This is a genomic window from Limnobacter sp., assembly GCF_964228395.1.
GTDB lineage: Bacteria > Pseudomonadota > Gammaproteobacteria > Burkholderiales > Burkholderiaceae_B > Limnobacter.
This window is the reverse complement of sequence record NZ_CAXQZX010000114.1, coordinates 1-12,487: the sequence shown is the minus strand read 5'-3', so window position 1 is coordinate 12,487 and position 12,487 is coordinate 1. Positions and strand designations below refer to the sequence as shown.

The window sequence follows — 12,487 nt, the reverse complement described above, 5'->3', positions numbered from 1 at the left end:
AGCAGGCGTAATTCCAAATTAAAGGAAAAAAACCCCTTGTTCAGGCTGCGGCCATGGTCTGAACATCTGCCGGCAACACGCCATAGCCCAACTGCAGTGAAATATTGCCCACGCAGCGCTGGGCTTCTCGCCAACTAATGTTGGCAATTTGCTTGTTTTGCTCACGACACGCCAAAGCACAATCCCAAAAATACTGGCTCAATACCGGCATGGACAAACGTTCACATGATTTATAAAACCGCAAAAAATGCCAACCCGCGTATTCGTAATCGCCGTTAAGCAAAGCGCTTGTCACTGCGCTGCGCGCGCTCATCACTTGGTCAACCACGCGGTAAACCTCCACCAAAACACGTTGCGGACCCAAGCCGTGATTTTTTTCAACCTCGGTCAGCTCTACATGCTTGGACAAGACTCCAAGAACCGCATCGCATCGCTGCTGCATGGGGTCCATATTCAAATTGGCGTTCATAGTACTCCCCTAAGTAGAACCGCCCTTCAAGGCGCGCAAACAAGTCAATTCAAAGGCGGCTGAAAAAATAGCGAGGGCCTCATCTCTTTGAGTGGGGCTAAGGCATGCCGCCTGTTCCTTAAAACGCTGAATGAAAAGTGACAAGCGACCAAAGCCCACGTCTTGCAGCGCCATGGCAAAATCAGCCAACTTCAAATCAAGCACCGATCCGACCAAGGCGCCCACCTTGCCTTTTAACCCTTGGTAGAGCGCCAGAATTGCATCAAAATCCCTGGAGATGCTGTGCAGCAGGCCATGCAGTACAGGCTTGGACAAATCAGTCAAGCGCTGCACTTCAGATTCGGTTTGCACCAACAGGGGCGACAACGTGCCAGAGGCCAACCACCGGGACATGTTTGTGAATGCCTGCGCTGAAACATTCAGGCGGGACACCATCCAAGCGGTATCAACATGGGAGGCAACGCCACTGAAACCATGCATGTGGTCTGCAACGGGGCATGCGGGATCACCCAAGGCGACAAGAGGAACGCCCGTTTCATAAACCAGGTCAGAAAGACATTTCACATCCGCTTGCTCGGCGTGAGAAAACAGTTCTAAATCCAGAACAAGCAAGTCTGCACCCAGGTTGCGCATGCCCTCGTTGAGTTCTTTCAGCGTCGGCAAATAAAGAACTTCACCGGCATTGGCGCCAAGGCATGTTTGAACGGTGTGGGCGGTCCACTGCGACGGACCGCAAACCCAAACCCGGGGGCGGCAATGGGACACTTTAAAAATGGAACCAAGCGTGACCGGTTTGGGGTTTTGCAGATGCAAACAAGCCCCACGCAAATTGCGACAAACCATGGGTCCGTCGATCATTTGGTCAATCAGGCCTAGGCAATCGTCCTCGCCCACGCGCGCCCACTGTGCGCCACCTCCCAACTTAACCCATGGCAAAGCCCTACCAAACTGACTGCCCATCCAATGTTGCCAAGCCGATGCATCATTGGCAGACTCAACATCGCCCACCAGAAGCAGCAAGTCTGGGCAAATCAGGTTTGAGTGAGGGGCTTTTCCTTGCGCTGCAGCACCCATGCGGTAAGGAATGGCCACCCCACCCTCTTGCTCAATCAAACTACAAACAAAATCAAGCGCCTCAGGATTCTCTGATAGAACCCCCACTGACCACAGGCTGGCATCTGACATCCACCTGCCTGCAGAACTTACGGTGCTATTGAGGTGCAAGCACTCAATCGTCAGGGTGTGGGCTTCTTCAGAGGCCAGCACACGCACCGTGTCGAAGGCAGAAGAACGTGGCAATGCCGAGGCTTCAATGCCGGCTCGCAATGTATCAATGTCCACAGGCCCAAAATTTGAGCGCATGGTGCAAATCAAACGAATCAACAAGTCATCCTGCCGGGGCTGCGCATCAATTTTTATAAAACCGACGTCGAACCGTTCAAACACCGCAGCCAGCACGCCCCGGTAAAAAACCAGAAAGTCGCTGTGTGAAATCCTCGTGCTTACAAACGCGCCTTGTGGTGCAAGACCAGTGCGTTCTCCCACCCCTAAGGATCGGACAAGCTGATCAAACACGGACACCATACTGAGCATGGATTGATCCATGCCATGCGAAGTTGCAGCCACCCTGGTCTCGATGGTCTGCAGCAGCCGCTCCTGCTCTGCCATCATTGCATTTAAATTTTTTTGCTTATCGCGGCTTAGCCACTGTGTCCCCCCACCCTCTATCTCTGTTTTGAGTCGCATGCCATTAAAAATGGCTTCACGACACAACTTTGCACTGGAACTCAATTCAAAACCCAAACCCTGAGCCAGCCTTTGTTGCGCCCGTTCAAAGGGCTTGCTCAGCGGCAGCATCGTTTTGTTTGGCCGTTGAATTGCAGGCATCTCATCCACACCCAAACGTACAGCCCCCGCACCCGCATCGTTCAATGCCTCTACGGTCACGCAAACTGGGTGACTCCAACTGGGCTTTTCACCCAGACGAAGCTCAAGCCTTTTTGCAGTTGAATCAAGATCATGCACCACCTCATCAATGGCCAGGCTCAATGTATCTCGGTCGTCGGGATGAATGCAAAGCCTCCAACGCTGCCCCCACAGATCGTCGTCATCGCTGTTGGTCAAGTGCTGCCAAGCCAAATTGGCCATCACAAAATCACCGGAAAAGGACAACCAAAGGGAGGGCCTCAGGTCCTGAACCGGGCTGCGGTCGCTGACATGCTCGAGTGTCGACAGTGCTTGCCCAGGTTGTGCTGACATCTGGTATCCCCCTTTTTGACTGCTTTTGATCATTGATGTGCCTTTCATATTAGGGAGAGGACACACCACCCCCCCCTACCCTTTTGGGTAGGCCTAAACAGGGCACATCGAATTCAACTCAGAATCCACACTACAAATACACTGCTCTAGCACTTGGTTAAATTCATCCGGTAAGCCGACGCCATCTTCGAGCTGTTGCTCCCAGGCCAGCAGCACTTCAGACAAACTCCGCAGCCCCGTGGAGGCTGCACTGCCGCGCATTTTGTGCAAAAGTCGCTTCAGCTGGCTTTGATTTCCCTGATCCGCCAAAGCGACCAGGGTTCGAGCGTCTTCCCGAAAGCCTTCCAAAAAGCGTTTAACCACTTGCGCCTGAAGGCTGGTGTCCCCAGCAAACAGCTCGTCCAACACCTTCCAGTCAATGGCTTTAACAGCGGATTCTGGCTCCTCGCCCGCCCCCTGGCTCAGGTATTTGTTGAGCAACTCAATGAGGTCGGCCCGACGTATGGGTTTGGCCAAGTGCTCATTCATGCCTGCAGCCAGGCAACGCTCTCGATCTGCCGCGAAGACGTTCGCCGTCAAAGCAACGATGGGGATGGCACGACGGCCGTGATCACGTTCGTATTCACGAATTTTTCTTGTGGCGGCGTACCCATCCATCTCTGGCATCTGGCAGTCCATCAACAGCAGATCAAATTGCTCATCGCGAATGGCGCGTGCCGCATCAATGCCATTGCTGACCATTTTGAAGGTGAGCCCAAACTGGGGAAGCACAATGGCCAACAGTTCTTGGTTGATTGGGTTGTCTTCGGCCACAAGCACATGCCCTTTGAATGTGCTTTCCACGGGGGCAACAGGAGTGGCTTTGCTGGCTTCACCCTGATCAGAACTTCCCAAACATTGAAGAATTCGCTGCCTTGCATGTACGTGGTCCAACTGATTGGCCACGCAAGAGGACAAACCCGCCATCAACTGCCTAAGCTCTTGAGCTCGCAAGGGCTTCAGCAAAGCCCCCACCAAACACTCGCTGCTGTTGGCGAGCAAGTTCTCGCTGCTTCCGCCAGAGCTCAACATCACCACGTGCGGAGAACGCTTTCCCCAAAGCCCCCACACCTGGCGGACTAACCAATCGCCATTTTTTTCAGGCATATTCATGTCGCACAACACCACATTGAAGGGTTTCTCAGCTTGATTGGCCGCCCGCATCAACTCGAATGCCTTGCCCGCGGAGTGGGTTGTTTCATGCTCGATGCCCAGGAAAGACAAATTATCGGAAATGATGGATGCGTTAAGCGGCACGTCGTCTACGATCAACACCTTCAGCTGAACCTCGCCCGCTACGTTATGTAAAACCTCGGGCTCAAGTGGCTCCTCGCTCTCAACCACAGGCAAGCGCACTTGAAATGAAAAAATGGAGCCCAACCCGGCTTCGCTGACCACCTTGATGGAAGAACCCATCAGATTCATCAATTTTTGGCTGATTGCAAGACCAAGCCCCGTGCCTTCGAAACGACGGTCTGCACCCTGATCAACTTGCTGGAATACGCGGAACAGCTTGCTCTGCTCCTGCAGCGGAATACCGATACCAGTGTCTTGAACAAACACTTCAAGAACGTCCTCATCCGCGGCGCTGGAACGAATTCCCACCACCACATGGCCTCTCTCTGTGAACTTCACGGCATTGCCCACCAAATTAACCAACACCTGGCGCATGCGGAATGGATCACCCACAAAGTGGCGGGGGAATGTGGGCGGGTAGCTGATGATCAGCTCCAGTTGTTTGCTGCTACACGCGTGCTCAAACGTTGCAGCCACATCAGTAATCAAGCTTTCAAGGCTAAAAGGTCTGCTCAAAAGCTCAACATGATCAGCCTCCAACTTCGACACATCCAACACGTCGTTGATCACGGCCAACAAACTCTCTGCAGAGGTTTGAATATTGCGTGCATACCGGGCCTGCGTGCCATTCAACTCGGTGGCACTGAGCAATTCGCTCATGCCGATGATGCCATTCATGGGGGTTCGTATTTCGTGGCTCATGGTGGCCAAAAACAGGCTTTTGGCCTTGTTGGCCCGTTCAGCTTCTTCTTTGGCCAGCAACAACTGGGCCTCAGCCGCCGCGCGGTTTCGATCGGCCCGCATGCTGCGGATCATGCTCGAAAGCACCATTCGAAATGGCTCCAGGTGTTCTATCTGCTCATCGGTGTAACCCCCGGCGCGATTGGCGATCGCCATCATGCCAAGCACTTCATCACCAGCAGTTAAGGGCAAGCCTAAAAAATTTTCTACCAAGGGGTGCTTGGATGGGAAACCCTTGGAGCGTGGGTCAGACGCCGGGTCGTTGGCCAACAGAGGTTTGCCATGCAACACCACCCATCCGAACAAATTGTCCAGGCTTTGAAAATCGATGTAGCCCGTGCGCAAAAACCCTTCGTACAGACCCTTGGAATTTTTGTCCCAAGAAATATCGCTCAGCGCATACAGGCGCATGAAAGGCTTGCCATCGTCGTTAAGCAGCCTTTCTGCAAGAAAACCGAACTTGCTTTCGGAGATATCCAACAAGGTGTCGAGCACCTCATTGAACCGGTCTGATACCTTTTGTTCAACCAAAAAACTCGAGGTAATTCGGTTTAACACCGACAGGGTGTGGCTGGTTTGCTGCAAGCGAAGCTCAATGTCTTTGCGCTCAGTCACATCGGTGAATGCAGCCACCAAACCACCTTTGCCCAAGGCTTCATCGAGATTACAGGTCATCATCATGCTGCGTGACCAGTCCCCCTCAGCGCCCATGCGCAGCTCCAGGCACACCATCGGCTCTTCGCCCTGGACTAAATCCAGCAGCGCCAGCTTGACCCGGTCGCGATCCTCAACATGCACGCATCTAAGCCACCTTGTGCCTTGCAAGGTCGTTGGTTCAACCCCAATCTGGTCTTGCCAGTAGTGGTTTGCAAAGGTGCACCCCAGCGCAGCATCAATGCGAAGAATGCCCACCGGGGACACGCGTGCAATCAGGTCCATGCCTTGTTCGCGAGGCACCTCCGCACCAAATAGCCCCCCATGAACAGCGCTGCGATTGCTGCCCACAATCAACAAATAAAAACCCAAAGCCAAAATCGCCGCGGCCCATTGAAAATCATTGCCCTGCTGGGGCACAAATCCTAAAAAGGCGACCGCCAACACCACCAACAGCAGACCCACCGGCCTCATGAACCTGAAGCGAACCGAGCCGCCTGGGCGGTAATCATTTTTTTGTGCTTCACCAGCGCGTTGTGAAATCATGTCGTTCCCCTTTAGGCCGGTTCTTCGCATTTACAAAACAACTCAACCACATTGCCCCGCCCGTGGTACCGCACACGATCAAAAAACATCTGATTGGCCATGGCTATGCCGCGCCCGTGCAGGTCGAAGGCGCGGTCTGGATCAAAATCCAGATAACGCTGCCAGTCAAAGCCAGGGCCTTCGTCTTCGATGATTACAAGCACACCTTCCGCCTGCCGCTGCAGATTGACCTTGACCTGGCGCTTCGAATAACACTCCATGGCAAAGCGCTTTTGAATTTCTTCCGAAAGGCACCCAGCCTCCAAGAAGCGGCTTTTTTCTTCATAAGAAATTTCCAGGTTGCCGTGCTCAATGGCATTGACCAACATCTCGTAGAAGCCCAGCGCACTGCGATCGGGCTGATCCGTGGCGTGGGCCAACAAGGCCGCCAAGTTGCTTGCATGCTCAAGGGACGACAGCCTGAATTGCATGAAGTCGGCCTGCCGCATGCCAGCGGCCATGCCACCCATTTGCTTTTCAAGGTCTTTGCGGGCCAAGTACTCTCGGCACAAGTGATCCAAAGCAGCCAAAAGCACCTGCCTGGACATCGGTTTGGTCAGGTAAACATCAACACCTGCTTTCAAGCCCTCAGCAATTTCATCGTTTTTGCCGCAGGCCGTGAGCATCACCACAGGGGTTTGCGCGTGAATTGGGGTAGCCCGGAGCCACTTCACCACCTCCAGGCCAGATCGCTTGGGAAGATCACGGTCCAACAAAAAACAGTCGGGTTGCTGTTCATTGGCCGCCGAGGCAGACAACGAGGAAATCAAGGCATCTGCGCAGGCAAAACACACCACCTCATGCCCCGCTTTTCGTAGGACGGTGGCTGTGAGCCAGCTCAAATGCTCATCGTCTTCAAGATAAAAAATCTTCATTGCGGTCTAAACTCAATGTAGGAAATAACCCGACATTGAAATTATCGACAGCGCAAAGGGTTTAACGGCTTACTGTTGTGTAAGCCCCCCCTCGATTGGGGAGGGCTGAATGTGTTGGGGAGCGACCCGCTTAGCTCAGGCGCTCGGGTTTTGATTTGCTGTCGGTGTCGGTGTCGGCGTCCGAGACCTGAACCATACCGTCAGCTGATTCTTTGGAGCCGGAGAACACTGAACGCAAACCATTGAAAATCATGCCCCAGGCACCCACCTGAATCTTGGTGATGTCAATGTAGGTCAAAATGATGCCAACCTTGCCGGTCTTAGAATCTTTGTGGGGCGCACACCGGCGCAGGTAATAGCGCCCATCGGCCTCTATTTCCTGCTCAGACGATTTTTGTTGCTGATAAGCCCGCTCCAAATCGCTCTCGAGTTGGTGGTCCGGAATTCGGGGTGTGAAATGGCGAATATCCCGACCCAGGTCTTTTCGTACCAGATTGAACACATCGGTGGCTCTGGGTGTATAAACGCGAATGCAGTAGTTGCCGTCCAAAAACACCGTTGCAATTTGGCTGCTGTCGACCAGGTTACGCAGGTCGCTTGTCAGCCGGTCCAACTGAACAATTTTTTGCTCAAGCTCGGTGTTGACTGTGTAAAGCTCTTCGTTCACCGAATGCAGTTCTTCGTTGGTGCTTTGCAGCTCCTCATTGCTCGCTTGCAGTTCCTCGTTGCTGGCCTGCAATTCCTCATTGCTGGTCTCCAGCTCTTCTGCGTTGGTTTGCAGCGCCTCTTTGGTGCGCTGCAACTCCAATTGCAGCTGCCGCACGTATTCGGCAGACTCCTCACTGAGTGAAAAATCTTCTTTGACCACAGACAAATCAATGTCGGGGGTAAGCGCCGTCCCAATTTGCTGATCCGACATCAACACCATGTAAAAGCGACGTCCAGAGACCTTGTCAAACACGGGGTCAACCGTGAGTTCAATCAAGGCCTCGTGGTCCTCGGCACGAATGCCCCGGTAGCTCATGGATATGGCTTGGCTTTTAATATTCCGCAAGGCGGTAGAAAGGGCAATCGACAAACTTTGTCCCAGCATGGTGAACACGTCGCCAGTGTGCCGCCCCGTGGGAATTTTCATGAACCGATGGGCATCGCCAAACACGTGCATCAGCTCATTGTTTTCGTTGAGCAAAATACCCGATGGAATGTGTTTGTCCAACAAATGTTGGTACACACGGGTTAGCGGAACCGCCCGATCGGCTCTAGACCTGGATGAGGTTGGGTCGAACGTTGTTAGTTGGGAAAAACTACCCGGCGCCCGGTAGCCAAGCGCTGCACGCGAATCACGCGCTTTGCGGTAAATTTTCCAGTGGCTGTCCACCGTGTCGAAATCATCGGCCAGGGTCCCCAAGGACTCACTGGCCCCCAGAAACAAAATCCCCCCCTTCACCAGCGAAAAATTAAACGCCGTAACCGCAGGCACCTGTGCGTCTGCACGGAAGTAAATCAGCAAATTGCGGCAACTAACCAAATGCATTCGGGTAAAAGGCGGATTTTTTAAAAGATTGTGTTCAGAAAAGATAATCAGCTTTCGCAGATGGCCAGACACCTTGTAATTGCCGCCTCCCAGCGAATTGAAATACTTTTCTTTCAACGGTGCGGGCACAGACTCGAGCGCGGTTTCTGAATACACGCCCTCTGCGGCCGTGGTCACCGAGTCGCGATGAAGATCTGTGGCAAAAATCTTGACATTCACGGGTCGACCGTGGCGCTCCAACTCCTCCAGAATAATCATGCCGATGGAATAGGCCTCTTGACCGGTGGAGCAACCACACACCCACACCCGGAACTCCTGGCTTGGCGGCACCAATTCGAGCAAGTCCTGAAGCGCCTTGTTGCGCAGGGCATCGTAAGCGTCGATGTCCCTGAAAAAAGCAGTGACGCCGATCAGCAGATCTTTGTACAACAGGTTAAGCTCTTGGGAATCATTTTCTAGCTGATCGCTGTAATCATCGATCGACACGGCATTGCCTTGCAGGGCAATGCGGCGTTGAATGCGCCTGGTGATGGTGCTGGGCTTGTAGAGCCGAAAATCAATCGAAAAACGATTGCGCAGCAGCTCGTAGATTTTTTGGATGCCCTCGAGCTCAATCAAATCATGTTCACCCCCCTCGTCTTTGCCGTAATTGCGAATAAACAAGGGGTCTTGCAAAATCGATTCAAGTGATGCGGGTATTTCCTCAGGTGGCAACACAGCGTCTACACACCCCGTGCTGATGGCACTTTGAGGCATGCCGTCAAATTTGGCCGTGGCAGGGTCTTGCACCAACACCACACCGCCAGCATCACGGATGTTCAACACCCCATCGCTGCCATCTGACCCGGTGCCCGACAAAACCACTGCAATCGCTTTGTCACCCCACGAGGCTGCCAGCGAGCGGAAAAACATATTAATGGGCAGAGACAATTGTTTGCCGGGTGGGCGGTCATAGGTGAGCAACTTTTCACCCTCAATCACCACCTCTTTTTTGGGGGCCAACAAATAAATGGTGTTGGGCTCTACATTCATTTCGCTGTCGATCAGCTTAACGGGCATGGTGCTAAAGCGCATCATGAGCTCGTCCATCAGGCTTTTGAAGTCTGGCGACAAATGTTGAACCACAACAAAGGCCATGCCTGTGCTTGGGGGCATCACCCGAAACAGTTTCTCCAGGGCTTCCAGGCCACCCGCCGAAGCGCCAATACCAACGATGTGCGTTGGCTTGCTCAGGTTTTCCATATGCATCTCTCTTGAGGCCTCAATTGCCTCGTTTGCAGGGTTTATTTAATGCGCTTGAACAAGGCTTTCAGGCCCTGCCACACCAAAGCAGAACCCCGCTTTCGTAGATCACTCAAATCAACGTAAACCACCACCACACCTTCTAGCTGGCCGCGACCGTTTTTATAGGGGCTACACACCCGCAAATACACCCGGTCATTGGCAGCCCGGTGCCGAACCACCACCTCGACGGTTTGACCATGTGCGTACACTGAAGCAATGTCGTTAAATAAATTGGGGTCGAGCACCTTGGGGGAGAAGTCTCGTATATCACGACCCACATCGCCTTCCATCAGGCTGAACACCTCAACCGCCAAGGGACTGAAAATTCGAATTTTGTAATTGGGGTCCAAAAAAACAGACCCGATTTGGGTGGAAGCCACCAAGCTCTTTAGATCGCTGGACAGCCTGTCCAGCTCAACAATTTTTAACTCAAGCTCGGTATTAACGGTGTAAAGCTCCTCGTTGACCGAGTGAAGCTCCTCATTGGTGCTTTGAAGCTCCTCGTTGCTGGCTTGCAGCTCCTCGTTGCTGGCCTGCAATTCCTCGTTGCTGGTTTCCAGTTCTTCGGCATTGGTTTGCAGGGCTTCCTTGACGCTCTTGAGTTCGTTTTGTAGATCAATCAAGTACTGCCGCGACTCGATGGGCAGCGAAAAATGTTTGGCCAGTGGATTGTCCGGGTTATCGGTTTCGCTGACTGCAAACTTTTTGTTGGAATACACCACCCGGAAAATAGCCATGAAGGTGCGGTGGCCACCAATTTTGTCGACAATGCTTTCAATGTCGATTGCAATGTTTTCTTCCTGGCCCGCGAGTTGCACGGTTCGCTGGCAATTCCGCTCAGAGGCGTCTTTCTTCAAACGCTCTACCAGCGCTTCAACGTGCTTGCCCAACTCTGGCACCAACACCGAAGTGGCGTTGTTGTGGTTAACCTTGGCACCCAAAGCCAAAATTCTGGGGTCATCGCCAAACACCTGCAGCAACTCGAGATCTTCAGACATCAACACACCGCAGTGGATGTACTTGTGCAGCAAAATTTGGTAGAGCCTGCCCAATGCATGGCGACTGTCGTTGCGGTGCCTGTTGTAATCAAACGACATCAATTGCCCAGTGTTGTCCACCGAGCGAACGGGGATGGTCAGGCTGGCTTCGCGAATTTTTCGGTGGATTTTCCACTGCCGGTCAACAACCAGAAAATCATCTGACACCGGCCCCAACGACTCGCTGATGCCCAAAAACAGGCAGCCGTTGTTGACCAAAGAAAAATTGAACGAGCTGATGGCCGGGGTTTGGGCTTCGCCTCGAAGATAAATCAGCAAATTGCGACAACTCACCAAATTCATCCGGGTGAATGGTGGGTTTTTCAGCAGGTTGTGCTCTGAGAAAATAATCGGTTTGCGAAGCACTGGGCTGACCCTGTAGCTGCCTGCGCCCACAGGGGTGAAGTATTTTTCTTTAAAGTATTGCGGCACAGCCTCCATGGACTGGGCCGAATACAAACCCTCGGCGGCCAGCTCCAGGTATTCCTTGTTCACATCGGTCGCAAAAATCTTGAAACTTGGCGTGATGTTGCGGCGCTCGTATTCTTCCATCACCAACATTGCAATGGTGTAAGCCTCCTCGCCAGTGGAGCAACCACACACCCAAATCCGGTAATCGTGAACCAGGTTGGGATCGTTGAAATCCTCTGCCAAAACCTTGGTTTGCAAACACTCAAAGGCCTTGGGGTCGCGAAAAAACCCTGTCACTCCAATCAGCAAATCTTTGTAAAGCGAATACAACTCCCCATCGGTGGAGCCCAGCGCCTCGGCATACTCATCGAGGTCGGATCCATTTTTGCTCATGGCCGCACGGCGTTGAATGCGCCGCAAAATGGTGCTGGGTTTGTAGAGCTTGAAGTCCAGGCTGAACGTGTCGTTGAGCACCCGGTAAATCAAATCCATTTTTGGGTGGTTCGACAGCTCAGAATTGACGGTCTCGTCCAAACCGGCATTGCGTGCATACAGAGGGTCTTTAAGAATGCTAAGCAGCACCTCGGGCAATTCTTCGGCCTTGGCCACCTTGTCCACGCAACCGGTAGAAATGGCCGACATGGGCATGCCGTCAAACTTGGCATCGCCCGGCTCTTGCACCAACACCAAGCCCCCGCAATCACGAATGCTCAGCAAGCCCTCGGTGCCATCTGTGCCTGTGCCAGACAACACCACCCCCACGGCACGCTCCCCCCATGCCACGCCCAGCGAACGAAAAAATACATTGATGGGCATGGTGAGCTGTTTGCCGGGCGATCGGTCGTAACCCACCAGTTTTTCAGCGTCAATGACCACATCTTTTTTGGGAGGGAGCAGGTAAATGCAGTTTTTTTCCACGGGCATGTCCGCATCAATCACCCGAATCGGCATTCGGGTGACACGGCTCAGCAACTCATCCATCAGGCTTTTGAAATCGGGCGACAGGTGTTGAATCACCACAAAAGCAAGCCCTGTATCCAGGGGCACTGCCCTGAAGAATTTTTCCAGCGCCTCCAGGCCGCCAGCGGATGCACCGATGCCAACCACATGCGTTGGCTTGTTGGGGTTTGAGAGGTCGGCTTTAAATTGCATGAGCTTGTATGGGCCTTGAAAGATAAATGCTGCGCAAAGGCAAAGTGAAGACGGAGGAACATAGACTACCCATACGCCCAGTATATGTTACGGCATGGCGGGCTCGCTGTCACCCTCAATTCTAACTAAGAATACATGCTCTAGTCGCGGG

6 protein-coding genes are annotated in these 12,487 nt (G+C 53.0%); all 6 read right to left on the bottom strand.

All coding sequences use genetic code 11. The features are described 5' to 3' along the window. Positions 1-40 precede the first annotated feature (40 nt). Complete coding sequence (locus ACEQU8_RS09270; RefSeq protein WP_370263121.1) at positions 41-469, bottom strand: hypothetical protein; 429 nt, start codon at positions 467-469, stop codon at positions 41-43. A gap of 9 nt (positions 470-478) precedes the next feature. After that, positions 479-2,728 carry a hypothetical protein gene (locus ACEQU8_RS09265; RefSeq protein WP_370263120.1) on the bottom strand — a complete coding sequence of 750 codons (2,250 nt, stop codon included), beginning with the start codon at positions 2,726-2,728 and terminating at the stop codon, positions 479-481. Between the two features lie 93 nt (positions 2,729-2,821). Further along, a complete protein-coding gene (locus ACEQU8_RS09260; RefSeq protein ID WP_370263119.1) occupies positions 2,822-6,004 on the bottom strand; it encodes a response regulator in 3,183 nt (1,060 codons plus the stop codon). A gap of 11 nt (positions 6,005-6,015) precedes the next feature. Then, the gene (locus tag ACEQU8_RS09255; RefSeq protein ID WP_370263117.1) at positions 6,016-6,918 is read right to left on the bottom strand and encodes a response regulator; all 903 of its coding nucleotides are present in this window, start codon (positions 6,916-6,918) and stop codon (positions 6,016-6,018) included. 130 nt (positions 6,919-7,048) lie between these two features. After that, positions 7,049-9,694 (bottom strand): chemotaxis protein CheB, encoded by a 2,646-nt coding sequence (locus tag ACEQU8_RS09250; RefSeq protein WP_370263115.1) that lies wholly within the window; start codon positions 9,692-9,694, stop codon positions 7,049-7,051. A 41-nt stretch (positions 9,695-9,735) separates the two neighbouring features. Then, a complete protein-coding gene (locus ACEQU8_RS09245) occupies positions 9,736-12,336 on the bottom strand; it encodes a chemotaxis protein CheB (protein ID WP_370263113.1) in 2,601 nt (866 codons plus the stop codon). Positions 12,337-12,487: the final 151 nt, after the last annotated feature.

Coding starts and splice junctions, on each gene's coding strand:
- ACEQU8_RS09260 (WP_370263119.1), bottom strand. CDS start 6,004: ATGATTTCACAACGCGCTGGTGAAGCACAAAAAAATGATTACCGCCCA.
- ACEQU8_RS09255 (WP_370263117.1), bottom strand. CDS start 6,918: ATGAAGATTTTTTATCTTGAAGACGATGAGCATTTGAGCTGGCTCACA.
- ACEQU8_RS09265 (WP_370263120.1), bottom strand. CDS start 2,728: ATGTCAGCACAACCTGGGCAAGCACTGTCGACACTCGAGCATGTCAGC.
- ACEQU8_RS09250 (WP_370263115.1), bottom strand. CDS start 9,694: ATGGAAAACCTGAGCAAGCCAACGCACATCGTTGGTATTGGCGCTTCG.
- ACEQU8_RS09245 (WP_370263113.1), bottom strand. CDS start 12,336: ATGCAATTTAAAGCCGACCTCTCAAACCCCAACAAGCCAACGCATGTG.
- ACEQU8_RS09270 (WP_370263121.1), bottom strand. CDS start 469: ATGAACGCCAATTTGAATATGGACCCCATGCAGCAGCGATGCGATGCG.